The sequence below is a fragment of the Streptomyces sp. NPDC059582 genome (assembly GCF_042735715.1).
Lineage (GTDB): Bacteria > Actinomycetota > Actinomycetes > Streptomycetales > Streptomycetaceae > Streptomyces.
This window is the reverse complement of the sequence record NZ_JBHWCC010000008.1, coordinates 93,323-116,794: the sequence shown is the minus strand read 5'-3', so window position 1 is coordinate 116,794 and position 23,472 is coordinate 93,323. Positions and strand designations below refer to the sequence as shown.

General features: G+C 72.4%; 19 protein-coding genes and 1 pseudogene. 10 read left to right on the top strand and 10 right to left on the bottom strand.

Annotated features, from left to right (window positions below; translation table 11 throughout):
- Positions 1–4: 4 nt before the first annotated feature.
- Together ACFV0T_RS10235 and ACFV0T_RS10230 are read left to right on the top strand one after the other, a co-directional pair.
- The gene (locus ACFV0T_RS10235) at positions 5–1,189 is read left to right on the top strand and encodes an NlpC/P60 family protein (protein WP_385776503.1); all 1,185 of its coding nucleotides are present in this window, start codon (positions 5–7) and stop codon (positions 1,187–1,189) included.
- 87 nt (positions 1,190–1,276) lie between these two features.
- Positions 1,277–2,263: a tellurite resistance/C4-dicarboxylate transporter family protein gene (locus ACFV0T_RS10230; protein ID WP_385776501.1), complete on the top strand. Its 987-nt coding sequence runs from the start codon at positions 1,277–1,279 to the stop codon at positions 2,261–2,263.
- On the opposite strand, the gene ACFV0T_RS10225 is transcribed toward ACFV0T_RS10230, so the two are convergent.
- On the bottom strand, positions 2,241–2,594 hold the full coding sequence (locus tag ACFV0T_RS10225; protein ID WP_385776499.1) for a hypothetical protein: 354 nt from the start codon (positions 2,592–2,594) through the stop codon (positions 2,241–2,243). The genes ACFV0T_RS10230 and ACFV0T_RS10225 overlap by 23 nt on opposite strands.
- Before the next feature lie 466 nt (positions 2,595–3,060).
- Between ACFV0T_RS10225 and ACFV0T_RS10220 the strand changes: the two genes are divergently transcribed.
- Positions 3,061–4,134 carry an NlpC/P60 family protein gene (locus ACFV0T_RS10220; RefSeq protein WP_385776497.1) on the top strand — a complete coding sequence of 358 codons (1,074 nt, stop codon included), beginning with the start codon at positions 3,061–3,063 and terminating at the stop codon, positions 4,132–4,134.
- Positions 4,135–4,381: 247 nt separating this feature from the next.
- Positions 4,382–5,014, top strand: coding sequence for a hypothetical protein (locus ACFV0T_RS10215; protein WP_385776495.1), 633 nt, complete (start codon positions 4,382–4,384; stop codon positions 5,012–5,014).
- 31 nt (positions 5,015–5,045) lie between these two features.
- Here the strand turns inward: ACFV0T_RS10215 and ACFV0T_RS10210 are convergent, their stop codons facing one another.
- Both ACFV0T_RS10210 and ACFV0T_RS10205 read right to left on the bottom strand, forming a co-directional pair.
- Complete coding sequence (locus ACFV0T_RS10210; protein ID WP_385776493.1) at positions 5,046–5,759, bottom strand: LuxR C-terminal-related transcriptional regulator; 714 nt, start codon at positions 5,757–5,759, stop codon at positions 5,046–5,048.
- Complete coding sequence (locus tag ACFV0T_RS10205; RefSeq protein WP_385776491.1) at positions 5,756–7,048, bottom strand: PspC domain-containing protein; 1,293 nt, start codon at positions 7,046–7,048, stop codon at positions 5,756–5,758. The genes ACFV0T_RS10210 and ACFV0T_RS10205 overlap by 4 nt, the downstream gene beginning before the upstream one ends.
- 198 nt (positions 7,049–7,246) lie before the next feature.
- Between ACFV0T_RS10205 and ACFV0T_RS10200 the strand changes: the two genes are divergently transcribed.
- Both ACFV0T_RS10200 and ACFV0T_RS10195 read left to right on the top strand, forming a co-directional pair.
- Positions 7,247–8,695, top strand: a complete 1,449-nt coding sequence (locus ACFV0T_RS10200) for a PspC domain-containing protein (RefSeq protein ID WP_385776489.1) — start codon at positions 7,247–7,249, stop codon at positions 8,693–8,695.
- On the top strand, positions 8,682–8,924 hold the full coding sequence (locus tag ACFV0T_RS10195) for a hypothetical protein (RefSeq protein WP_385776487.1): 243 nt from the start codon (positions 8,682–8,684) through the stop codon (positions 8,922–8,924). Before ACFV0T_RS10200 ends, ACFV0T_RS10195 begins: the two co-directional genes overlap by 14 nt.
- Positions 8,925–8,950: 26 nt before the next feature.
- Here the strand turns inward: ACFV0T_RS10195 and ACFV0T_RS10190 are convergent, their stop codons facing one another.
- Together ACFV0T_RS10190 and ACFV0T_RS10185 are read right to left on the bottom strand one after the other, a co-directional pair.
- Positions 8,951–9,478 carry a DoxX family protein gene (locus tag ACFV0T_RS10190; RefSeq protein ID WP_385776486.1) on the bottom strand — a complete coding sequence of 176 codons (528 nt, stop codon included), beginning with the start codon at positions 9,476–9,478 and terminating at the stop codon, positions 8,951–8,953.
- A 163-nt stretch (positions 9,479–9,641) separates the two neighbouring features.
- On the bottom strand, positions 9,642–10,919 hold the full coding sequence (locus ACFV0T_RS10185) for a hypothetical protein (RefSeq protein ID WP_385776485.1): 1,278 nt from the start codon (positions 10,917–10,919) through the stop codon (positions 9,642–9,644).
- Positions 10,920–11,120: 201 nt separating this feature from the next.
- Here ACFV0T_RS10185 and ACFV0T_RS10180 point away from each other — a divergent pair, with 201 nt between their 5' ends.
- Positions 11,121–12,008: a DUF4429 domain-containing protein gene (locus tag ACFV0T_RS10180; protein WP_385776484.1), complete on the top strand. Its 888-nt coding sequence runs from the start codon at positions 11,121–11,123 to the stop codon at positions 12,006–12,008.
- A 164-nt stretch (positions 12,009–12,172) separates the two neighbouring features.
- Here ACFV0T_RS10180 and ACFV0T_RS10175 read toward each other — a convergent pair whose 3' ends face one another.
- A complete protein-coding gene (locus tag ACFV0T_RS10175; protein ID WP_385776481.1) occupies positions 12,173–12,967 on the bottom strand; it encodes a class II aldolase/adducin family protein in 795 nt (264 codons plus the stop codon).
- Positions 12,968–13,227: 260 nt separating this feature from the next.
- On the opposite strand from ACFV0T_RS10175, the gene ACFV0T_RS10170 reads away from it, so the two are divergent.
- Positions 13,228–13,695, top strand: coding sequence for a pyridoxamine 5'-phosphate oxidase family protein (locus ACFV0T_RS10170; RefSeq protein ID WP_385776478.1), 468 nt, complete (start codon positions 13,228–13,230; stop codon positions 13,693–13,695).
- Positions 13,696–13,705: 10 nt separating this feature from the next.
- Here the strand turns inward: ACFV0T_RS10170 and guaA are convergent, their stop codons facing one another.
- Positions 13,706–15,286 carry a glutamine-hydrolyzing GMP synthase gene (gene guaA / locus ACFV0T_RS10165; protein WP_385776476.1) on the bottom strand — a complete coding sequence of 527 codons (1,581 nt, stop codon included), beginning with the start codon at positions 15,284–15,286 and terminating at the stop codon, positions 13,706–13,708.
- Between the two features lie 289 nt (positions 15,287–15,575).
- On the opposite strand from guaA, the pseudogene ACFV0T_RS10160 reads away from it, so the two are divergent.
- Together ACFV0T_RS10160 and ACFV0T_RS10155 are read left to right on the top strand one after the other, a co-directional pair.
- Positions 15,576–15,890, top strand: a pseudogene (locus ACFV0T_RS10160) (chorismate mutase); the annotation flags it as partial.
- Between the two features lie 767 nt (positions 15,891–16,657).
- Positions 16,658–17,704 (top strand): hypothetical protein, encoded by a 1,047-nt coding sequence (locus ACFV0T_RS10155; protein ID WP_385776474.1) that lies wholly within the window; start codon positions 16,658–16,660, stop codon positions 17,702–17,704.
- Between the two features lie 137 nt (positions 17,705–17,841).
- On the opposite strand, the gene ACFV0T_RS10150 is transcribed toward ACFV0T_RS10155, so the two are convergent.
- From ACFV0T_RS10150 to ACFV0T_RS10140, 3 genes are all read right to left on the bottom strand, one after another.
- On the bottom strand, positions 17,842–19,623 hold the full coding sequence (locus tag ACFV0T_RS10150; RefSeq protein ID WP_385776472.1) for a GMC oxidoreductase: 1,782 nt from the start codon (positions 19,621–19,623) through the stop codon (positions 17,842–17,844).
- A gap of 75 nt (positions 19,624–19,698) precedes the next feature.
- Complete coding sequence (locus tag ACFV0T_RS10145; protein WP_385776470.1) at positions 19,699–21,336, bottom strand: succinic semialdehyde dehydrogenase; 1,638 nt, start codon at positions 21,334–21,336, stop codon at positions 19,699–19,701.
- A 137-nt stretch (positions 21,337–21,473) separates the two neighbouring features.
- On the bottom strand, positions 21,474–23,441 hold the full coding sequence (locus tag ACFV0T_RS10140; RefSeq protein WP_385776468.1) for a protein kinase: 1,968 nt from the start codon (positions 23,439–23,441) through the stop codon (positions 21,474–21,476).
- Positions 23,442–23,472: the final 31 nt, after the last annotated feature.

Genomic DNA, 23,472 nt, shown 5'->3' with positions numbered 1-23,472 from the left:
TCCCTTGGCGTCGCACCGCAAGTCGCGTCCAGCAGCTACGCGCGTAGCAGGCATACGGACCCCCGCCCTCGCCACGGCGGCACTCACCTCCGTCGCCCTGCTCTCCCAGACCGCCGACGCCACCCCCTCGGCCGACGACGGCAAGCCGAGCCTCGAAGAGGTCGAGAAGAAGGTGGACGACCTGTACCGCCAGGCGGAGTCGGCGACCGAGAGGTACAACGCGGCCAAAGAGCAGTCAGGCAAGCAGCGCAAGCGCGTGGACACCCTCCTCGACAACGTCGCCCGGCGCACCCAGAAGCTCAACGAGGCACGCGAGGAGCTCGGCTCCTTCGCCGCGGCGCAGTACCGCACCGGCGCCACCGCGCCCGACACCGCGACCCTCCTGCTCGCGGACTCCCCGCAGGACTACTTCGACCAGGCTCAGCTGATGAGCCGCCTGACCACGCGCCAGAAGGGCGCGGTCGACGACTACGTCACCGAACAGTCCGCGACGATGAAGAAGCGCCAGGAGGCCGCCGAGAGCCTACGGACGCTCACCGACTCGCAGGACGACCTGAAGACGGCCAAGGCGACCGTCCAGCGGAAGCTCGCCGACGCGCGCGTGCTGCTGTCGAAGCTGACGGCGCAGGAGAAGGCCCGGCTGGCCGAGATCGAGAAGCGGCAGCAGGCGGAGGCCGCGCGCAAGGCGGCGGAACTCGCGAAGCGGCAGGCAGCGGTGGCGGCAGCGGCCGCGCGGGAGAGCACGGCGGCACCGGGCTCGGACCCGTCCGCCTCCTCTTCCTCGTCGTCGTCCTCGTCCTCGTCCTCGTCCGGGGCCGACTCCCCTTACGGCACCAAGGCCGAGAAGGCGCTCGCCTTCGCCCGCGCGCAGATCGGCAAGCCCTACGTCTGGGGCGCGACGGGACCCGGCTCCTACGACTGCTCCGGCCTCACCCAGGCCGCCTGGAAGGCCGCCGGCGTCACCCTCCCGCGCACCACCTACGACCAGGTGAACGCCGGCACCACCGTCTCCCTCTCCGCCGCCCAGCCCGGTGACCTGGTCTTCTTCTACGACGACGTCAGCCATGTGGGCGTCTACATCGGCAACGGGATGATGATCCACGCCCCCAAGCCCGGCGCGTACGTCCGCGAGGAGTCGATCTACTACGACGGCGAGTCGGGGATCCACAGCGTGGTGCGCCCCGCCTGACGAGCCTGCCTGCGCCCGCGCGTACTTTCGGGCGCCCGCGCGCGTGCCCCGCTCGCAACACGCGCGGTGCTCCTTAGCATCGGCCGCATGCCGCGTACCTCCCCCCTTCGCGCCTGGTGGGCGCACGGCCGGCCGGCGGCCGGGGCCGCCGTGCTGGCGACCGGCATCCTGTCGGTCGCGCTCCAGCTGACGGGGTACGAGGTCCTGTCCCGGACCGCCCTGGTGCTCGCCTGCGCCGCCTGGCTGGCACTGGCGGCGGGCTTCGCCGTACAGCTGCTGTGGGCGCGGGAGAACTGGGTGAGCTGCGCGTGCACGCCCGCCGCGCTCACCTCGGTCGCCGCGACCGCCGTGCTCGGCACCCGCTTCTCGGTGCTGGGCCGGCAGACCCTGGCCGAGGCTCTGCTGGCCCTCGCCGCTGTGCTGTGGCCGGTGCTGCTCGTCGTCGTCCTACGGCACTGGGAGCGCCGTATGCCGGGGGCGGTGTTCCTCGGCTGCGTGGCCACGCAGGGGCTCGCGGTGCTCTGCGCCACCCTCGCCGGGGCCCTGTCGACGGCCTGGCTCGCGCATGCGGCGCTGGTGCTGTTCCTGTGCGGACTGGTGCTCTACTGCCTGGGCCTGGCCCACTTCGACCTGCGTCAGGCCGTCGAGGGGGCCGGCGACCAGTGGGTGGCCGGCGGGGCGCTCTCCATCTCGGCGCTGGCGGGGGCGCGGCTGCTCGCGGCCGACGGTCCGCGCCTGTACCTGTGGAACGACGACGACCGTGGCGCCCTGCGCGTCATGACCGTCGGCCTGCTGGCGCTCGACGTGTGCTGGTACGTCGTCCTGCTGGCGGCCGAGCTGCTGCGGCCGAGGCTGGGCTACGACGTGCTCCGGTGGTCGACCGCGTTCCCGATGGGGATGACGGCGACGGCGGCGCTGTCCGTCGCCTCGGCCGTCGGCGTCCCGTGGCTGAAGGCGGTCGGGGAGGTACTGCTGTGGATCGCCGTGGCGGTCTGGCTCGCGGTGGCCGTGGCGGCGGTCCGGGCGGCCTCGGGGGCCGTCCGTGCCGGCGTCACGTCCACAGCACCGCGATGAAGACGTTCGCCGTGGTCAGCAGGCCCACCAGGCCGAACAGGCCCTTGTCCACCTTCTCGTCGTCCCGCTTCACGTAGACGAGGCCCAGGATCACGATCAGCAGGGCCAGCTTCACCCCGATCTTGATGTTGTTGACCGGCTGGTCGTCCGCCTGGTTGAGGCCGACCAGGATCACCCCGGTGACCAGCATCGTCGCCGCGCCGTGCAGCATCGCGGGGACGAAGCGGGCGGTCCCCCGGCCCATCGCCTTCAGCTGGGTGAGGAAGCCGCCCAGGAGCGAGGCGATGCCGATGATGTGCAGGCCGACGAAGAGATGGATGAGTACGTCCATGAGGCCGGAGCCTAACGAGGGCCCCCCGTGCCGCCCGACACCGGGCCACCGCCTCCGGCGGCGACTGCATATATGCGCCATAGCACCGCGCCACCCGAACGTGTCCGGGAATCCCGACATCGGTCATCACACTGCGTGAAGTCGACGGCTCCGCGCCGAGAGCCCCGCCACTTGAGGTCACCGTTCGATCCGCTCGCGCCAGTTCCGCACATGACGTTACCCAACCGACACAGACGGGTTTAGCGTCCTCCCCCAGGTGACCGGCTCCCCACCGCCGCCCGGGCCAGGGGCGGCAGTCGGACACCACCGCCGAGAAGGTCCGGCGGCGGCTCGCTCCCCCTGTGCGGGCCGTCGCCGGACGCGTGGACCGCCTTCCGGCGGACGCGCGTCCGCTCCCCTGGCGGCCGTGCGTCCGCCGGGCGGTCCCACGGATGAGGCGGTCGTACGAAAGGACGTGCAAGTCCACGTGGCAGCGCACCGCAAGCCCCGCCGGCGCTCGCTCAGCGGCAATACGGCCCGTACCGCCGCCACCCTCGCCCTCGCGGGCGCGGCGACCGCGACGGCGTTCGACGGGACCGGTCAGGCCGCACCGAATCTGACACCGGCGCAGGTCAAGGCCAAGGTGGACAAGCTGTACCAGGAAGCCGAGGCGGCCACCGAGAAGTACAACGGCGCGCAGGAGAAGGCGCAGGCGGCCGAGAAACGGCTGGCGTCGCTGCGGGACGAGGCGGCCCGCCGGGAGGACCGGCTCAACTCGGCGCGGGACGCGCTGGGATCGCTCGCCGCGGCCCAGTACCGCGACGGCGGCATCGACCCCGCACTGCGACTCGCGCTCTCCGACGACCCCGACCGGTACCTCGACGGAGCCGCCTTCGCCGAACGGGCCGGCGACCGCCAGGCGGGCGCCGTCGCCCGCGTCCGTAAACAGTTGCGGGAGATCGAGCGGTTACGCGGCGCCGCACGCGTCGAACTGACCTCGCTCAGGTCACGCCAGGCGGAGCTGCGGCGGAACAAGGAGACGATCACCGGGAAACTGGACGAGGCGCGTCAGCTGCTGTCGCGGCTGTCGGCCGCGGACCGCGCGAACCTGGCGACGGCGGCAGGCTCCGGCCGGGCCTCGCGGGCGTCGACGGCCGGACGTGACAGCCTGGCGGCACCCGGGAGCACGACGGCCACGTCCGCCGCGCCCAACTCCCGCGCGGCGGACGCCGTCTCCTACGCCTACTCGAAGCTCGGCAGCCCCTATGTGTGGGGCGCCACCGGACCGGACGCCTTCGACTGCTCGGGCCTCGCCCAGGCCGCGTACCGCGCCGCCGGCCTCTCCCTGCCCCGCACGACGTACGCGCAGATCGACGCGGGCCGCCGGGTCTCCCGCTCCGAACTGCTCCCGGGCGACCTGGTGTTCTTCTACTCGGGTATCACCCACGTAGGGATCTACGTCGGCGACGGACAGATGATCCACGCCCCGAACCCCTCGGCGCCGGTACGGCTGGCGCCCATCGACCAGATGCCGTTCGCGGGGGCCACCCGGGTCGTGTGACGTGACCGCGACGGGTGTGACGGGTACCGCGAGCCCCGCCTGCCGGGTGCCGTGTGTGAGGGGAGAACCAAAGGGCCTGAAGGGGGTCGAGAGCCGCTCGGGGATGGCCTGATGAGGCCGGGCGGGGCGGCGCCGGGACGGGCATGAGCGCGGCGGCACGGTAGCGTCGGCGCGCGGGATGGCGGTGTGCCTCCCGTACGCAGTCCGCCGATCCGTCGCCGTCCCGGCGCCGTCCGAAAGGGTGCCGATGTCCTCGTCCACGCTGCCGCCGCCCCCGCCGCCCGCGCACGTGCGGACCTGGCCGGACCGGGGAGCGCTGCTGGCCGACCGGGGGCGAGTGCTGGAGGAGCTGCGGCGGCGCAGCCTCGGCGTGCACCGGGTGCTGCTGCTGTGGCTGCTGGCGCTCGCGGCGATCATCGGCTGGTCGCTGCTGGTGCTGCCGCTCCAGCAGTTCGAGGAGGAGGACCCGACGGGGCTCGTCCTCGGACCCGTATTCCTGCTCCTCGGCCTGGCGGCTCTGACCCCGCCCGTCGTCGCCGTCGTCCTCGCCGTCCGCCGGGACGACCAGATACGCCGGCTCCTCGACGCCTGGCTCGCCCTGGACCGCCACCAGCCGACGGACGCCCGTCTGCGCTCCCCCGGCCTCAGCCTCTTCTGGCTGCTGTCGTCCCTCACGGTCTGCGCGACCGGCCTGTGGGCGGCCCTCGCGGCCACGGCGGGCGCGACGCCCGGCCGCTCGGCCCACAGTGAGGTCGTCCTCGGCCTGGGCATCGGCACGATCCTGTGGCTGACGGGCCTGATCGGCGTGGTGAAGGCCGTACGGCACTACCGGTGGGCGCTGCGGGTATTGGCGCCGGCGCCGATCGCACAGCACCGCTAGGGGCGACGGCCGCGGCCCCGGCGCCCGCCGCTCACACCAGTCGTCGCGCCGTCGCCCACCGGGTCAGCTCGTGCCGGTTGGACAGCTGCAGCTTGCGCAGCACCGCCGAGACATGGGACTCGACCGTCTTCACCGAGATGAAGAGCTGTTTGGCGATCTCCTTGTAGGCGTAACCGCGGGCGATCAGCCGCAGCACCTCGCGCTCGCGCTGGGTGAGGCGGTCCATGTCCTCGTCGACGGGCGGGGCGTCGGTGGAGGCGAAGGCGTCGAGGACGAATCCGGCGAGGCGCGGGGAGAAGACCGCGTCGCCGTCCTGGACGCGGAAGACGGAGTCCACGAGATCCGTGCCGGTGATCGTCTTGGTCACGTACCCCCGGGCGCCGCCGCGGATCACGCCGATCACGTCCTCCGCCGCGTCCGAGACGGACAGGGCGAGGAAGCGGACGGGCTGCTCGGCGTCGGCCATCAACGGGGCGCAGCGGCGGAGCACTTCGACGCCGCCGCCGCCCGGGAGGTGGACGTCGAGCAGGACCACCTCGGGCCGGGTCGCGGTGATGACCGTGACCGCCTGGTCGACGTCGGCGGCCTCGCCGACCACCTCGACACCGGTCTCGTCGGTCCGTCCGATCTCGGCCTGTACGCCTGTGCGGAACATGCGGTGGTCGTCGACGAGGACCACGCGCACGTGGCGCCCGGCCGCCTGCTCCGCCCCCGCCGAACCGATCGCCTCGGTCGGATCGCTCATGACGTCTTCTCCACCCTCTCCATCTCCAGCTCGACCTCCGTGCCGCCGTCCGGCACCGCCCGCAGCCGGGCCGTGCCGCCGTACCGCTCCATGCGGCCGATGATCGATTCTCTGACGCCCATGCGGTCGGCGGGTATCGAGTCGAGGTCGAAGCCGGGACCGCGGTCCCGGACGGACACGAAGACCGTCTGTCCCTCGACCTCGGCGTAGACCTGTACGGCGCCGCCCTCGCCACCGTACTTGGCGGCGTTCACCATTGCTTCCCTCGCGGCCTGCATCTGTGCGCCGGTGCGCTCGTCGAGCGCGCAGTCGCCGACGACCACGACCTCGATGGGGACGCCGTGCTTGTCCTCGACCTCGGCGGCGTTGCGCCGCACCGCGTCGGCGAGGGTGGTCGGCTCGTCGGCCTCGTCCTTGCCGGTGCCCTCGGGCTTGTAGAGCCAGGTGCGCAGGTCGCGCTCCTGGGCGCGGGCGAGTCTGCGCACCTCGTTCGCGTTCTCCGCGTTGCGCTGGATCAGGGTCAGGGTGTGCAGTACCGAGTCGTGCACGTGTGCGGCGACCTCCGCGCGCTCCTGGGCGCGGATGCGCATCAGGCGCTCCTCGGAGAGGTCCTGGGTCATACGGACGAGATAGGGACCGGCGAGCAGCGTGATGCCGACGAGGACGGCCAGGGCCGCCTGGAGCACCGAGCCGAGGTGGGCGGCGGAGCCCTGGAGCACGAAGATGCCGGAGACGCCCGCGGTGACCAGCAGTACGCCGCCGACGGCACGCAGCAGGGACAGCGTGCGCCGGCGCCGCCCGACCTCGACCCAGCGGGCCCGGCGGGCGTTGTCCGCCTGCCGCCAGACGAGGGCGACACCCGCGCCGACCAGGACGGCCGGCAGCAGGTACGCCTTGGCACCACTGCCCAGGTTCACACTGCTGACGAAGACCATGGCCACGGCGACCATGAGCAGCAGGGCGACGATCTGCCCCTTGTCCGGCTTGCGGGCGACGAGCCGGCGCCGGCCCTCGGGCGAGGTCTCGGCGCTGACGAGGGACGGAGGCTTCTGGTCGCCCACACCGCCCACGCCGAGCGGGACGAAGAACCAGAACGCGGCGTACAGCAGCGCGCCGAGGCCGTTCGCCATGAACAGGCCGACGAAGACCAGCCGCACCCAGATCACGGGCAGCCCGAGGTGCCCGGCGAGCCCCCGCGCCACGCCACCCAGCCAGCGTCCGTCGCTGCTGCGGTAGAGCTTGCGCGGGGGCCGCGGCTCGACGAGTGGCGCTGTTGCGGCTTCCGGCATGCCACCGATGGTCACACGGACCGGCGGGCCGGGGCATCAGGGTGCAGCCCCGAGACTCCCCTGATCTCGCCACACCGAGCCGGTGAGCCGGGCTCGCGGGGTTCGGACGTTTTCCCGCCGCGGCTCAGGGCCGAAATCAGGGTCGTGCCAGGGTCATCCCGACTGCCGCGACGGCGGCTCGCCCGTCACCATGGACCCATGACTGATCACCAGCACGCCGCGGACGCCGTGCCCGACGAGAACGCCTCGTCCGGCGCGCCCGCCGACGCGGCCGCCGCGGGTGCGGGTGAGGGACCGCCGCGCGCGCACGAGCGGGCGGGAGCGGGTGAAGGGACGAGCGGACCCGACGGCACCGGGGCGACCGATTCGCCCGGGACGCCGCACGGGTTCCGGCGTGATCGGCGGTTCAAGACGCTCGCGGGGGTGTGTTCCGGACTCGGGCGGCACTTCGACATGGACCCGGTGATCTTCCGGATCACCCTCGCGGTCCTCGCCGCGACCGGCGGCATAGGCCTGATCTTCTACGGCTTCGTCTGGCTCTTCGTCCCGTACGAGGACGAGAGCGAGAACGAGGTGCACAAGCTCCTGACCGGCCGTGTCGACGGTCAGGCGCTGGCCGCCGTGCTGTTCGCGCTGGTCGGCTGCGGGGTGTTCCTGTCGATGCTGACCAACGGCGGGGTGCTGACCTTCGCCTTCGTCCTCTCCTTCCTCCTCGCGGGCGCGGGGTACTGGTCGCAGCGGCGCGGTGCCCCGGACCCCGATCCGCTGGCCGCCCAGGCCGCGGCGGACGCCCCGCCGGAGGCCCAGGCACCACCGGTCCCCAGCGCCTACCCGTCCTGGTGGCGCGACCCGATCGTCAAGGACGGGACGCATGTCGGCGGCACGGGCTATCTGTGGGGCCCCGGGGACTCGCGCGAGCGGGACGTCGCGGCGGCCGTCGACACCAGCCGCGGCCCGTACGGCGGCGGCCAGGGCGACCTGCGCACCCCACAGGCCCGGCGGACCGGGGCGCGCGGACCCCGCTGGATCGGCGGCTGGGTCTTCCTGCTGGCCCTGGTCGCGGGCGGCCTCGGCACCGGTCTGACCTGGCACGGGCATCCGCTCGGCACCAGCCTGCAGGCGGGACTGGCCGCCGCGCTCATCGTGTTCGGCGTGGGCATCGCGGTCAGCTCGGCCCTGGGGCGTACGGGTGCGGGGTCGGTGCTCCTGGCGTTCGTCACGGCCGCCCTGCTCGCGGGGGCGACGGTGCTCCCCAAGGACATCGGCACGCAGTGGACGCACACGACGTGGCGGCCCGCCGCGGTGGCCGACGTGCGGCAGAAGTACGACCTCGGCAACGGCGTCGGGACCCTGGACCTGTCCCGGCTGGACCTGTCCGACGGCGGAACGGTGTCGGCGGAGGCGAGTGTGGGAGTGGGCCGGCTGCACGTGATCGTGCCGCCGGACGTCACGGTGAAGCTGTCCGCCGAGGTCGGGGTGGGCGACATCCAGTTGCCGGGCGACGAGGCGAAGGACGTGGACGTGGCACCCGACAAGCACCAGCAGGTGACCCTGCCACCTGCCTCGGCCGGTGCGCGGGCCGGGACGCTCGACCTGGATCTCCAGGTCGGCGTGGGACAGGTGGAGGTGACCCGTGCTGCGTCATGAGTTCCAGCCGGGGAGGCTGGTGGCCGGGGCCTGTCTGATCGTCGCGGGTGTCCTGTACGCGGGAGACGCGGGCGGGCTCTGGGACACCCCGTGGTTCGTGATCATTCCGCTGGTCCTGGGCGGCCACTGCCTGGCAGGCGCCGTCGGGGTCCTGGCCAAGGGCATCCGCGGACGCCGCGGCCGGAACCGGAGCCTCAGCGGGCAGACACGTCCGCAGGCTCCGGTCTGACCGGGCAGAGCGCCGGAAACCGCCGGCTACAGATACCCGCCACCTCGTCGCCGCCGTGCGCGCAGCGCGGCGTCCAGGGAGAACACGGGGGCGCCCGCCAGGATCAGGGGCAGCCAGGCCATCAGGTAGGGGAGGTCGTTGCCGAAGTAGTAGGGGTCGGTGGACCAGCTGACGGTCAGCCAGAGGCTGAGGGAGATCAGCGCGCCGCCGAGTGCGGCGAGACGGGACAGCAGGCCGACCAGGGTGCCGAGGCCGACGGCGAGTTCGCCGAAGGCGATGGCGTAGCCGAAGCCGACAGGGCTCTTCAGGGCCAGGTCGACCAGGGCCGGGATGGCCGAGGAGTCGCGGACGGCGCGCATCGTGTCGCCGATCGAGCCCGCGCCGGAGCTCTTCATGAAGGCGCTGTCCATGAGCTTGTCGAGCCCGGCGTAGAGAAAGGTGACGCCGAGGAAGATCCGGAGTGGGAGCAGGGCGTAGCGGCCGGCGGTGTCCCGCCAGGTTCCGCCGCCGTCGAGATAGGAGGTGTGCGTATCCGTACGAATGCCGTGAGTCATCGCTCGTAGCCGCCTCTCGCCGCGGTGACATGGCCCCTCGACAGACCATACGTACGAAAGAGGCGTCCGGCTCAACCCCGCCGCCGCTGTTTTCCCGGTTTCCACCCCAGCGGCACACCCCGGGCGACGCCTCCCCCGGCATCGGCGCCGGTCTGTCGGCCTGTCAGTCCGTCACATCGATCTCGTAGCGGTTGGTCTCCACCCCGGCGGCGGTGACCACCTGTACCTCCACCCGGCCCGGTTCCACGTCCGCCGGGACGGGAACGGTGAGGAGGGCGTCCGTGGGGTTGCGGAAGCCGCCGGTGACCGGGACCAGGGGGACATGGACATGGACCGGGCCGATGCGGACGACCATCCGGGACAGCCGGTCCGCGTCCTGGGCGCCCAGCGGTACGAAGCCGGCTCCGCGGATCTCGATGTCGTCGCCGGTACGGATGGGGGCGTCCAGGTCGCCGGCCTCACGGGCCCGTACGACGGAGAGGATCACCGGGCGGCCGCCCTCGGCGTACTTGCCGGCCAGGTAGGTCGCCGCCGACACCAGGACCACCACGGCCAGGCCCCAGGGCAGATCGGGCAGCTGGTCGGGGCGGCGGGCCAGGCGTACCGCGCCGAACAGCAGGGCGACCGTGCTGATCACGACGTACTGGATGTCGGCGAAGGTGCCCCGCCCGGCGTCGTCGGTCAGCAGGTCGGCCGCGCGGGGACGGTGTGCGCGCACCTTCTGGAGCTTCTGTCCCAGCACCCGCAGCCCGACCACCCGCCGCACCAGTACCGCGATCCCGCACACCACCGCGAGCACGGTCACCGCACCCGCCCCGCGGGCGAGTTCGAAGCCGGAGATCAGCGCGTCGCGCTCGGCGTGGTGGGAGGCGGCGGCCAGCCGCCCGACCAGGACGAGCACGGCGTAGGCCACGAACAGCACCCAGGCGACCGCGACCGCGCGTGAGGTGGACAGGCGGTTGTCGTCGCCGATGACGGGGGCCAGCGCTCCGCCGCGCGCCCGGTGGAACCACGACGCGGCGGTCAGGGCACCCGCCACCACCACCGCCGCCACCAGCCCGGCCGTGCGGGCCGATGTCCAGCCCGCGCCGATCGCCGTCAGCGACTGCGCCAGCAGCAGCGCGACGACCGTCGCCCAGACCGTGAAGGCGGTCCGGCGCCACAGCCGGCCGAGCCAGGCGTCGCCTTCGGCGCGGCCGCGTTCGGCGACGGCTTCCGCGGACTGCGCCAGTTCCTCCGAGACCCACTGCCGGGACGCCGAGGCCGAGTGCGCCACGCCTGCCGGCAGACCCTGCCCGGCGGCGAACTCGTCCCGCTTCAGCAGGAACGCGACGACCGCGCGCCGGTGTCCCTCACGAGCCCCGTGCGGGCAGCCCCCGCAGGTACAGCCGCCCGCGTGCGCGCCCGAATCCGCGCCCTGTCTCGCCTCCTGCACCGCCACGTCCGACGCCTGCCTTCCCGCAACCACGACCAACCGAACCGGCGGCTCTCCGCAGAGCCCGGACTTCGCCGCCGGCCCTCGAACAACTCCCGGGCGACGAAAGCGAATTGTGCCCTACGGCACACCGTGTGTGTCCGGCAGGTCTGGTCAGGGCGGGTGACGCGGCGGCGGCCGTGTTGACCCGGCTGCGAGAATTTCCGTATGGCCGAGATCATCCAGCGTGACGGGACCTGGGCCTTCGACGGCACAACGGTCCGGATCACGCCGGGACTCCACCGCTCCGTACCGCTGTTCCGGCAGACGTACGGGGAGGTCGCCGTACCGCTGGAGGCGGTCGCGGGCGTCGCCTACGAGCCGGAACGCAAGCGCGGCAGGCTGCGTATGCGGCTGCGCGAGGGGGCCGATCCGCTGCTCCAGGCGACGGGGGGCCGGCTTCCGGACGCGGCGGATCCGTACCGGCTGACGGTGGATACCGACAATTCCGGGGTCGCCGAGTACGTGGCCGAGGAGATCCGGCACGCGTTGCTGCTCGACCAGATCCCCAAGGAACCGACGCAGGCCTATCTGCTGCCGGGTCCACCGGTTCCGGTCTCTGTGCGGTCCTCGGACGGCACGGTGTCGTTCGACGGCACCCAGGTGCGGATCGACTGGTCCGACACCTCCGACCGGGTCAAGCGGGCCACGGGGCCGCGGATCATCGCCGTCGGTGATCTAGTCGAGGTCGAGTGGCTGCCCAACTCCGGTTACGAGGACGGCTTCCTGCGTTTCGTCACCCGCGGGACGGCACTCTCCAAGCTGCCGCCCGAGAAGGACCCGTACGCCCTGGACCTGTGGGGCAGCGCCCGTCGCGACCTGCTCACCGCACTCGTCGCGACCGCGGTCACCGCCCGGCTGCCGCACCCCTCCGCCCGTGCCGGGGGCGAGTACGCCGACCGCCCGCGGCACCCCGGCCGGACCGTCCCGCGCCAGGCCGACCATCACGACGTGCTGCTGCGCCGGCTGCGGGAGCTGGGCGAGCTGCACCGGGACGGCGTGCTCACGGACGAGGAGTTCGCGACGACGAAGGCGGCGGTACTCAGAGGGTTCTAGAAGCCGGCCTCCAGGAACCGCCTTCTCGGCCCGCCTTCCAAGGCCCGGCGCCCGCCTTCCAAGACCCGGCGCCCGCCTTCCAGGATCCGGCGCCCGGGAGCCAGGTCCCGGGCGCCGGGCGCCGGGCGCCGGGTCCTGGCTCCCGGGACCCGTCGGGGCGGTCCCTAGCTCAGCAGGTCCGGTTCGCTGCGGCTGATGTCCTGCCACATCGGCTGGTAGTTGATCCAGGCCACCAGGTCGCCGCCCAGCTGCTCCCGGGTCGTCGTGGCCATCTTGTGGTCGATGAGCATCGGCCTGCCCGCCGCCTTCGCCATCAGCTGCACCTGGCAGGACCGCTCCAGCGACAGGAACCACCAGGCCGCCGCGTCCACCGAGTCGCCGACGGTCAGCAGGCCGTGGTTGCGCAGGACGAGTGCCTTGCGCGAGTCGAGCGCGTTCGCGATGCGCCGGCCCTCCTCGGCGTCGACGGCGACACCGGTGTAGGCGTCGTAGAGGGCGTGGTCCTCGTAGAAGGCGCAGCTCTCCTGGGTGATCGGGTCCAGCAGGTCGCCGAGCGCCGACAGGGCTCGGCCGTGCACCGAGTGGCAGTGGGCGACGGCGACGACGTCGGGGCGGGCGGCGTGGACCTGGGAGTGCACGGTGAACGCGGCCTGGTTCACGTGGTACCGGCCCTCGATCACCTGGCCGTCCTCGTTGGCCAGCACCAGGTCGCTCACCGTGACGTGCTTGAACGGCATGCCGAACGGGTTGACCCAGAAGCAGTCACTGAACTCCGGGTCGCGTGCGGTGATGTGCCCCGAGACGCCGTCCTCGAAGCCGAGCCGCCCGAAGATCCGCAGCGCACCCGCCAGCCGCTCCTTGCGGTGCCTGCGCTCGTCATCGAGCGAGTCGTGCATCGGCGGCATCGCGAACTGGAGCTGGTCCGTGGGCAGGGGCAGGGGCGGAGTGGGCCCGTGCATAGATCCTCCAGCGCTGAGTTGCTTTACGGGGCGGAAGTTACCGTCGGTCAGCGCAGGAGAACAGGGATGTTATGCAAAGATGACGCACGCAACAGAAATTCGTGCGCATCCGCCCCGGACCGGCCCCGCTCCCCGCGCCCGCCGACGTCCGTCCCCCGGCGCCCGGCGCCCGCCGATCCCGCTCCCCACACCTGGCGAGGGCCCTCGTCCTCGCCGATACCCGACAGAAGATGTCCGGTATCCGCGCAAGACTGGGCTGTATGAACTGGGCAGATTTCTCCGCGGCCGAACCCGACCTCGCCGGCACCGTCGAAGCGCGGTTCGACGCCTTCACCCATCACGTCCTCGCGACCCTGCGCAAGGACGGCTCCCCGCGCACCAGCGGCCTGGAGGCTCGCTTCCTGCTGGGCGAACTGTGGTTCGGCATGATGCCGGGCTCGCTCAAGGCGCTCGACCTGCGCCGCGATCCGCGCTTCACGCTCCAGGCGAACCCCGGCGACGGCACCGGGATGGGCGGCGGGGACGTGCGGATCAGCGGGCGCGCGGTCGAGGTGGACGATCCGGCGACGAAGGGCGCGTACGCGAAAGAGGTGGAACCGCCGCAGCCGTTCCACCTCTTCCGCACCGAGCTGACGGAGGTCGTCAGAACCTACGTCGAGGACGACACGTATCTGGTCGTCGAGGTCTGGCAGCCCGGGGAGCCGGTGCGGGCTCTCAAGCGGACCTGACCCTGCGGGACTACTCCCACTCGATGGTGCCCGGCGGCTTCGAGGTCACGTCGAGGACGACCCGGTTGACGTCCCGCACCTCGTTCGTGATGCGGGTCGAGATCTTCCCGAGCACCTCGTACGGCAGGCGGGACCAGTCCGCGGTCATCGCGTCCTCGGAGGAGACCGGGCGCAGGACGATCGGGTGGCCGTAGGTACGGCCGTCGCCCTGGACGCCGACGCTGCGGACGTCCGCGAGCAGCACCACCGGGCACTGCCAGATCTCGCGGTCGAGACCGGCCGCCGTCAGCTCCTCGCGGGCGATGGCGTCGGCCTCGCGCAGCAGGTCCAGGCGGTCCTTGGTGACCTCGCCGACGATGCGGATGCCGAGGCCGGGGCCGGGGAACGGCTGGCGCTGGACGATCTCCTCCGGGAGCCCGAGCTCCTGGCCGGCCATCCGCACCTCGTCCTTGAAGAGCTTGCGGAGCGGCTCGATGAGCTGGAACTCCAGGTCCTCGGGGAGGCCGCCGACGTTGTGGTGGGACTTGATGTTCGCCGTGCCGGTGCCGCCGCCGGACTCGACGACGTCCGGGTAGAGCGTGCCCTGGACCAGGAAGGCCACCTCGGGGCCCGCGTCCGCGATGATCTCCGCCTGGGCCTGCTCGAACACGCGGATGAACTCGCGCCCGATGATCTTCCGCTTCTCCTCGGGGTCGGAGACCCCCTTGAGCGCGGTGAGGAAGCGCTCCTCGGCGTCGACGACCTTCAGCTGGACGCCGGTGGCGGCCACGAAGTCCTTCTCGACCTGCTCGGTCTCGCCCTTGCGCATCAGACCGTGGTCGACGTACACGCAGGTCAGCTGGGAGCCGATGGCCTTCTGCACCAGGGCGGCGGCCACGGCGGAGTCCACGCCGCCGGACAGCCCGCAGATGGCGCGCCTGTCGCCGACCTGCTCGCGGATCGCGGCGACCTGCTCCTCGATCACGTTGCCGGTGGTCCAGGAGGGGGTGAGACCCGCGCCACGGTAGAGGAAGTGCTCCAGCACCTGCTGGCCGTGCGTGGAGTGCATCACCTCGGGGTGGTACTGGACGCCGTAGAGCTTCTTCTCGTCGTCCTCGAACGCGGCGACCGGGACGACGTCCGTGGAGGCCGTGACGGTGAAGCCCTCGGGGGCGGCGGAGCAGGCGTCGCCGTGCGACATCCACACCGGCTGCTCGGCCGGGGTGCCCTCGAAGAGGGTCGAACCGGGCTTGCTGACCTGCAGGGGCGTACGGCCGTACTCGCGGGCTCCGGAGTTGTCGACCGTGCCGCCGAGGGTCGTCGCCATCAGCTGGAAGCCGTAGCACATGCCGAAGACGGGGACGCCGGCCTCGAAGATCTCGCGGTCGAGGCGGGGCGCGCCCTCCGCGTAGACGGACGAGGGGCCGCCGGAGAGGATGATCGCCGCCGGGTTCTTCGCGAGCATCTCCGCGACCGGCATGGTGCTCGGGACGATCTCGCTGTAGACCCGGGCCTCACGGACGCGACGGGCGATGAGCTGGGCGTACTGCGCGCCGAAGTCGACGACCAGGACGGTGTCGGGGGCGGCGGCAGCGGGAGTCGCTGATGACACGGGTTGCCTTCCGGCGGCTGGGCGGGGGGTCTGTGCTGCCGATTCTACCGGGGCGGGCGTGGCCGGACTCGCCCGCCGGTGACGGGCGGGGCTTTGGACGGGTGCCGTCCCCGGTGCATACTGGGTACATGCTCACGCACCCGACCTTCCTGTTTACCTATGGCAACCGGCCCGCCGGCTGCCATGGTCGTGCTGCTTGAGCAACTGACAAGCGACTTCCCAGGCGCCCCGGGCCGACAAGGCCCGGGGCGCCTGTCGTTCTCCGGGTCCTGCCGCCTCGGGGCACCTCACCGCACCCGACCCGACGAGGAGCCCCACCATGGCCGACGTACTCGACAAGACCGGCGCCCGCACCGACGAGGCCGCCGACGTGATCACCGGTGCCCGTGAGCGCATCGACGCCCTCGACGACCGGATCATCGGTCTCGTCCAGGAACGGATGGCTGTCTCCGCCGTCATCCAGGAGGCGCGGATCGCCTCCGGAGGCCGGCGCGTGAACCTCTCCCGTGAGATGGAGGTCCTCGGCCACTACCGGGAGGCGCTGGGCAAGCCCGGCACGTCCGTGGCGATGCTGCTGCTGGAGCTGTGCCGGGGTCGCATCTGAGTTCGGGCCCGTTCTCACCCGTACGGCGCGTGACCGCCTCGCGAGCCGCTTCGTTGGTCCCGGTGTCCGTGCCAGCCAGGGGCGGGCCCGAAAGACCACGCGTGGCTTGCTGGAGCGATGAGGCGTACGGATCGTGCCGTATGTCGTGGGACCTCGCTCCAGGGAAGTGACCGGACGGCAGGGGACAGCAGCCCGGTCACCCAAGAGAACGGTCGGCTCCGGGGACGCTCGGGGCCGACCGGCGGGTAACACAAAAACGCACAATGCCGGGTCAAACGGTTGCGGAGGCCGCGCCCATCCAGCACGATGCGTGAAAGCCCCAGTCCCACCGCAGACAACTGCATGGCACTGCACTGCCTGACCGCCAGAGGTCGAGACCCTCCGTGCGCCCCGAGTGCGCCGGGGCGCCGACCGACAGCACCCCGGGGCAGTGACGACAAGCGGCGCAACCCCCCGGCGCCGCTCCCAGGCACCGGCGCCGCCCTGACGTCGGTGCTGACGGAAGAAGGGCCCCGCGACTCCGTCCCGCGGGGCCCTTCGCCATGCCCGCTGCCCCCGCACCCGCACCCGCGGTCGCGCCTGCGCCTCGTCCGGCGGCCGAGGTCACGAATTGCTGAACACACGCCGGGAGCGGACAACCATCGGGCCGCAGCGACGATCGAACCAGGCGAATCAAGGGCCAACACCGCGGCCCCACTCGCGGTGGCCTCCACCAGTCGAGCGCGGCGCTCCGTCCCGGCCGCGGCGCAACACACCCCGAGGTCTTCATGAAGATTCGCCGAGCACTGGCAGGCGCGGCCGCGACCGCGGTCCTGGCGCCGCTCGCCCTGCTCTCGGCCCCCGTCGCCTTCGCCGACGGAACTCCCGGCACCTCCACCGCGACGCCCGCGCCGGGTGCGAGCAGTCCCGCCGCCGGCGACCCGGCTCCCGCGCCGGGTCCGAGCGGCGGGGCCGACGAGGGCGACGGTCCGGGGCAGAGCCCCGGCGCCGGTACGCCGAACGGCATCACGTCCTCGACGCCGAGCGAGTCGGGCTCCCCGGCCGAGGGGCCGGCCGGGCAACCCACCGAATGCCCGAGCCCCACCGGTGGCGTCGACCCGGAAAGCCGGCTGGACACCTCCGTGTCCGGCCTGCCCGACAAGATCGCCGCGGGCAGCGGCTGGCACGGTTTCACGCTCACGCTCAGCAACAAGGGCGAGAAGTCCCTCGGCACGGTGAGGTGGGGGACGTTCTTCAGCGACACCGGGATGAGCGACCCCGGACGGGACCGGCTGGAGTACCACATAACCATCCAGCACTTCGACCCTCGCACCCACTCCTGGGAGGGACTTCCCGACACGGCCCAGGGCAATGGCTACCTCTACGGAACGACGGAGATCGGCCCCAAGGGGACCGCGGTCCTGAAGTTGCGCGCCGAGATCGACAGCGATGTCGACTTCAGCATCAACGGTTATGACGTCGACCGGATCAACGCTCAGGCCGACAGCGGCGGCCGGTACACGGACGGCGAGACGACGTGCGAGCACTTCACCAAATCGCTCGACCTGTTCACGGTCCTCAAGCCCGGCAGCGGCGGCGGTGACGACGGCAACGGCGACGACCCGGGCGAGGCCACGCAGGACCCGACCGGCGAACCGGCCGGCGGCGACCATCCACAGGGCGGCCCCGGCGAGACCCCGGCCACGGGAGACCTCGCCTCCACCGGCGCCGGCTCCGCGCTTCCGGTGATCGCGCTGGCCGGCGGCGTCGCCGTCGTGGCGGGCGCGGGCACGGTGTTCACCGTGCGCCGCCGCAGGGGCGGATCGCACGCGTAGGACAGACGGGGGCCCGAGCCCGTCGGGCCCGGGCCCCTCCCGTACGTCGGCCGGGCCGTACGTCAGGCGGGCCGTACCTCCGTCGATCGGTACGTCAGCCGGTCCGTACACCGGTCATGAGTCGGCTCACACGCACGTCACTTCGGCTGCTTCGGCGGCACCGTCGGCAGGCCCAGGAACGGCAGTCGCAGCGCGCCGAACGCCTCCGTCGGAACCACCGGCGACTTCGGCTCGACGGCGTGCAGGCGTTCGTAGGCCGCTCCCTGTGCGGGGCGCAGGTCCTCCTCGCCCTTGTTGGGCCAGTACGACATCGCGCGCTCGGCCTGCGCGGTGATCGTCAGGGACGGGTTCACGCCCAGGTTCGCCGAGACCGCGGAACCGTCGACGACCGAGATGCCGGGGTGGCCGTAGAGGCGGTGGTAGGGGTCGATGACGCCGCTCTCGCGGGTGGCGCCGATCGGACAGCCGCCGAGGAAGTGGGCGGTGAGCGGGGTGCCCATCAGCTCGCCCACGTTCGAGCCCGCGAAGCCGTTGATCTCGGCGGCGATGGCCGAGGCGCCCTCGGACGCGGCCTTGATCTGCTTGGGGTTGGGGGCGCCGTGGCCCTGGCGGGCGGTGAGCAGCCCCTTGCCGACGCCGTCCGCTTTCAGGTACGTCGTCAGGGAGTTGTCCAGGGACTGCATCACCAGGCCGATGATGGTCCGCTCCGACCAGCGCCTGTTGGACAGGGAGCGCAGCACCAGCACGGGGTGGCGGGCGGCGTTCGCCAGCCAGGCCGCCAGCCGGGAGGAGCCCTCGGTGTACGGGACCTGGAGGATCGACAGACCGCCCATCGAGTTGGAGCCCTTGCCGTAGCGGACCGGCTCGATGTGGGTGTTCTCGTCGGGGTGGACCGAGGACGTGATGGCCACCCCGCGGGTGAAGTCGACCTTCGGTTCGCCGGTCGCCTTGCGGTAGCGGCGGTCGTCGGTCTGGGCGCCGACCAGCGCCTCGGAGTTCGTACGGGTCAGCTCGCCGAGCTTCTCCGAGACGTACGGCAGCTGCCGGCCCGCCTTCATGCGGTGCAGCAGCGTCTGGGTGCCGTACGTGCCGGCGGCGAGGACGACCCGGCGGGCCGTGAACGTGCGGCCCTCGTCCTTCTTCCGGTCCGTCGGGAGGGTGGCGACCGCGTAGCCGCCGCGCGAGTCCTCGGTGACCGACATGACCGTGGTCATGGGGTGCACGACCGCGCCCGCCTTCTCGGCGAGGTACAGATAGTTCTCGTTGAGGGTGTTCTTCGCGCCGTGCCGGCAGCCCGTCATGCACTCGCCGCACTCGGTACAGGCCTTGCGCGCGGGGCCCGCCCCGCCGAAATACGGGTCCGCCGCCTGCTCGCCGGGCTTGGCCCTGGCCCCGCCGTCGGCGTCCTGGCCGTCCCCGAAGAACACCCCGACGGGCGCCATGTGGAAGGTGTCGCCCACCCCCATCCGCTGTGCCGCCGCCTTGAGGTGCACGTCGGACGGGGTCATGGTCGGGTTGAGCCGTACGCCGAGCATGCGCCGGGCCTGGTCGTAGTACGGCGCCAGCTCCTCCTGCCAGTCGGTGATGTCCCGCCACTGGGGGTCGTCGAAGAACGGCTTCGGCGGTACGTAGAGGGTGTTGGCGTAGTTGAGGGAGCCGCCGCCGACCCCGGCGCCCGCGAGCACCATCACGTTGCCCAGCAGATGGATGCGCTGGATGCCGTACATGCCGAGTTTCGGGGCCCAGAGGTAGTTCTTGAGGTCCCAGGAGTTCTTCGGGAGCGTATCCGGGGTGAAACGGCGGCCGGCTTCCAGGACGCCGACGTCGTAGCCCTTCTCGGTGAGGCGCAGGGCGGTGACCGAGCCGCCAAACCCTGAGCCGACGACGATCACGTCGTAGTCGTAGGCATCCTTCGGCACGTGCGTCTCCCCTTTGAGTGTGCAGTGCGGGTGATCGGTGGCTGATCGCGCGGTTCCCCGCGCCCCGTGGGCCGGCTACCTGAGCCGGAGCGCCTTCATGACCCTCAGGCTCGTGCTCATGAACGCCGCGTACTTCTCGTCGTCCATGCCGAGCGAGGGGGCCATCGGCAGCAGTCGCTGCTGGGCGACCGTCTGGGCCTCGGTGTACTTGAGGATGCCCTCGGAGCCGTGGCGGCGGCCGAGGCCGGAGTCCTTCATGCCGCCCATCGGCGACTGGACGCTGCCGTAGGCGGGGGCGTAGCCCTCGTTGACGTTGACCGTGCCGGTGCGCAGCCGGGCGCCGACCGCGCGCCCGCGCCGGCCGTCCTTCGTCCAGACGGAGGAGTTCAGGCCGTACGGCGTGGAGTTGGCGTGCTCGACCGCCTCGTCCTCGGAGGTGAAGCGGTAGAGGGAGACGACCGGGCCGAAGGTCTCCTCCGTGCACACCGCCATGGGCGCCTCGACGCCGTCGAGGATGGTGGGCTCGAAGAAGTACGGGCCGATGTCGGGGCGGGCGACCCCGCCGGCGACGACCTTCGCGCCCTTGGCGACGGCCTCCTCCACATGCCGCTTGACGGTCTCCAGCTGGCGTTCGCCGACCAGGGAGCCCATGTCGGCGCCGTAGGCGAGGGAGGTGCCGAGCCGCATGGCCCTGGTGCGGGCGGCGAAGCGCTCCAGGAAGGCGTCCGCGATCGACTCGTGGACGTACAACCGCTCGATGGAGATGCAGAGTTGACCGGCGGAGGAGAAACAGGCGCGGACGGCGCCCGCGGCGGCCTTCTCGATGTCGGCGTCCTCCAGGACCAGCATGGCGTTCTTGCCGCCGAGTTCGAGGGAGACGCCGATGAGGCGGGCGGCTGCGCCCTGGGCGACCTCGCGGCCGGTGCGGGTGGAGCCGGTGAAGGAGACGTAGTCCGCGTGCTTGACGACCTCGGGGCCGACCACCGGTCCGTCGCCGAGCACGACCTGGAAGACACCGGCGGGCAGTCCGGCCTCGATGAGCAGGTCACGGGCCCACAGGGCGGTGAGGCAGGTCTCGGTGTCCGGCTTCATCACGACGGCGTTGCCCGCGACGAAGGCGGGAAGCGCGTCGCCGACGGACAGTTCGAGCGGGTAGTTCCAGGGGGCGATCTGGCCGACGACACCGCGCGGGTGGCGCAGCTCGGTGACCTTGGTGAGGGTGGGCATGGCGCCCGCGTGCCGCTTGGGCCTCAGGTAGGCGGGGGCCTTGCGGCCGTAGTGGCGGGCCGCGACGACCACGGCCTGCACTTCCTCGTGCGCGTGCAGGCGTGCCTTGCCCGTCTCCAGCTGGATCAGGTCGAGCACCTCGGCCTGGCGTTCGAGGACGAGGTCGTGGAAGCGGAGCAGGACGGCGGCGCGCTGCCGTACGGGGGTCCGCGCCCAGACGGCCTGGGCGACGCGGGCCGCCTCGAAGGCCTCGCGTACGTCCTCCGGGGTGGACTCGGGCAGGTCGGCGAGCTTCTCGCCGGTGAACGGCGTGTGGTTGGCGGTCCGGCCCGAGCCGACCACACCCTTGGTGAGCTGGGCGACCAGCTCGGGGGTGACCACGTCGGCGGCGGTACGGGCGCCCGTGGGAGCGGGGGCGAGGGGATTGCTGCCGGTCTGTTCGGGGGTGCCCGTGCCGGTCTTCTCCGGGGCCTGCGAGTCCGTCATGAGCCGCAGGGTATGCCGGTGTGCAGGCTTTGGGTACCCGTCGGTAATAGGGATTCACCGAGTGCTCACACGGCGCCAGTGGTCACTGGCAACGAACGTGCTGATCAGGCCGTTGTTCCAGGCCGGTGAGGCACGGTTCAGTCACGTCCGATCGTCAGGCGGTCGCGGGCGGCCTTGAAGACGGCCGTGCCCTTCTTCTCGTCGGCCGTGCCCTTGGGCATGTCGACGCGCAGCTCGTACATGCGGTCGTCGTCGGTGCGGATCATCAGTTCCATGACCCGGGTCGGGTTGCTCCCGAAGCCGTACGCGGTGTCGGCGAGGACTGCTTCGTGACCGTCGAAGGTGGTGCGGGTGTACTGCGTGTTCGCGTCGCCGTCGTAGCTGTTCCAGGTGTCGTGGGCGTTCCGTGCCTGGCCCATCGGGGTGCGGGGCGCGCGGTCCCACAGGGTGAGGCGGACGTCGACGCCGCCCGACGAGTAGACGACCAGGCGGGGCTGGGAGTCGGCGCCGCCCTGCCGGGCGAGTTCGGTGTAGTCGGCCGGAAGGAAGAGGACGGCGTGCATGGCCTTCTCGGGGTGCCTGGTCCAGCTCTCGGGGGCGGGGGTGCCGCTGCCGCTGCCGTTGTCGTCGCCGCTGCCGCTGCCGCTCTCGCCCTGGAGCGGGATGTAGGTGCCGGAGTACTCCGCGGCCCCTGCGCCGCCGCGGTCGCCGCCGTGCGAGACGCCCAGCCAGGCGGCCCCCGCGAGGAGCACCACGGCGAGGAGGACGCAGCCGGCGAGAAGGGGCGCGGGAACGGGGAGACGGCGGGGGCGGGTGGTCGACTTCGGGGGGTCGAGGGATTCCAGGGCGCCGGCGGACGCCGAGGTACCGGCGGACTCCGGGGCGCCCGCGGCTTCCGGGACGCCGGCCTGCTGCGGCTCGGTGTCGGCTTGCTGCGGCTCGGTGACAGCCGGCCCCGGCTCGGTGTCGGACGGCTCCCGCCGGATGCCGGTCAGCCGCGGCTCGATGTCAGTCGCCTCCCGCCCGGTCACGATCGGCCCCGACTCGGTGTCACTCGCCTCCCGCCCCGCGTCGGCTCGCCCCTGGTGGGGGCCGGTCGGCCCCGGCTCGGTGTCGGTTCGCGCCGTCGTCAGCCGTACCGTCCCGGCGTCGTCCCCGAACTCCTCCAGGGCGGAGGGGTCCTGGGGCTCCGCGGCCGCCGCGTGCGCCGGGTCCGGCACGGGCCACCCCTCCGCCACCGCCTCCAGCACCGCGCCGACCTCCTGCGCGTCGGGCCGGCGCTCGGGGTCCTTCTCCAGCAGCCGTACGACGAGCGGTCCGAGCGGCCCCGCCTGTTCGGGTTCGGGGGGCTGCCCGGCGAGGATCGCGGCGAGCGTGGCCTCCAGCGTCGTACGGCGGAACGGGGACCAGCCCTCGACGGCGGCGTACAGCAGCACGCCGAGCGACCAGAGGTCGGAGGCGGGGCCCGCGCCCCGGCCGGACATCCGCTCCGGCGCGATGAACTCCAGCGAGCCGACGAACTCGCCGCTGACGGTGAGGGACTCCTCGCCCTGGATGTGGGCGATGCCGAAGTCGGTGAGGACGACCCGGCGGTGGGGGCGCCCCCGCTCGAGCGAATTCGAGAGTGGGGGAGGGCCGAGCAGCACGTTGGCGGGTTTCACGTCGCGGTGCACGATGCCGACGGCGTGCGCGGCCCGCAGCGCGCCGAGGACGGCGAGGCCGATACGGGCGGACTCGGCGGGTTCCAGGGGCCCGCGCCGGAGCAGTTCGTGCAGGGACTCCCCGCGGACCAGCTCCATCACGATCCAGGGCAGTCCGTCCTCGCCCTCCTCCTCCACGACGACGTCGTGGATGGAGACGGCGGAGGGATGGTCGACGCGGGCGGCGGCCCGGGCCTCGCGGTAGAGCCGGTGGGCGGCCCGCCGACGGCTCTCGTCCGCCGGGTCGCCGGGCAGTCGCGGCTGCTTGACGGCGACCTCGCGCTCCATCAGCTCGTCGCGCGCCCGCCATACGGTGCCCATGCCGCCGGAGCCGATGCGCTCGATCAGCCGGTAGCGTCCGCCGACCAGACGTCCGTCGCGCAGGTGTTCGCCGCCGTCGCTCATGCCCCATGACTACCGCGCGGAACGTCTCCTT

Coding starts and splice junctions, on each gene's coding strand:
- ACFV0T_RS10230 (WP_385776501.1), top strand. CDS start 1,277: ATGCCGCGTACCTCCCCCCTTCGCGCCTGGTGGGCGCACGGCCGGCCG.
- ACFV0T_RS10225 (WP_385776499.1), bottom strand. CDS start 2,594: ATGGACGTACTCATCCATCTCTTCGTCGGCCTGCACATCATCGGCATC.
- ACFV0T_RS10215 (WP_385776495.1), top strand. CDS start 4,382: ATGTCCTCGTCCACGCTGCCGCCGCCCCCGCCGCCCGCGCACGTGCGG.
- ACFV0T_RS10210 (WP_385776493.1), bottom strand. CDS start 5,759: ATGAGCGATCCGACCGAGGCGATCGGTTCGGCGGGGGCGGAGCAGGCG.
- ACFV0T_RS10205 (WP_385776491.1), bottom strand. CDS start 7,048: ATGCCGGAAGCCGCAACAGCGCCACTCGTCGAGCCGCGGCCCCCGCGC.
- ACFV0T_RS10200 (WP_385776489.1), top strand. CDS start 7,247: ATGACTGATCACCAGCACGCCGCGGACGCCGTGCCCGACGAGAACGCC.
- ACFV0T_RS10190 (WP_385776486.1), bottom strand. CDS start 9,478: ATGACTCACGGCATTCGTACGGATACGCACACCTCCTATCTCGACGGC.
- ACFV0T_RS10180 (WP_385776484.1), top strand. CDS start 11,121: ATGGCCGAGATCATCCAGCGTGACGGGACCTGGGCCTTCGACGGCACA.
- ACFV0T_RS10175 (WP_385776481.1), bottom strand. CDS start 12,967: ATGCACGGGCCCACTCCGCCCCTGCCCCTGCCCACGGACCAGCTCCAG.
- ACFV0T_RS10170 (WP_385776478.1), top strand. CDS start 13,228: ATGAACTGGGCAGATTTCTCCGCGGCCGAACCCGACCTCGCCGGCACC.
- ACFV0T_RS10155 (WP_385776474.1), top strand. CDS start 16,658: ATGAAGATTCGCCGAGCACTGGCAGGCGCGGCCGCGACCGCGGTCCTG.
- ACFV0T_RS10145 (WP_385776470.1), bottom strand. CDS start 21,336: ATGACGGACTCGCAGGCCCCGGAGAAGACCGGCACGGGCACCCCCGAA.
- ACFV0T_RS10140 (WP_385776468.1), bottom strand. CDS start 23,441: ATGAGCGACGGCGGCGAACACCTGCGCGACGGACGTCTGGTCGGCGGA.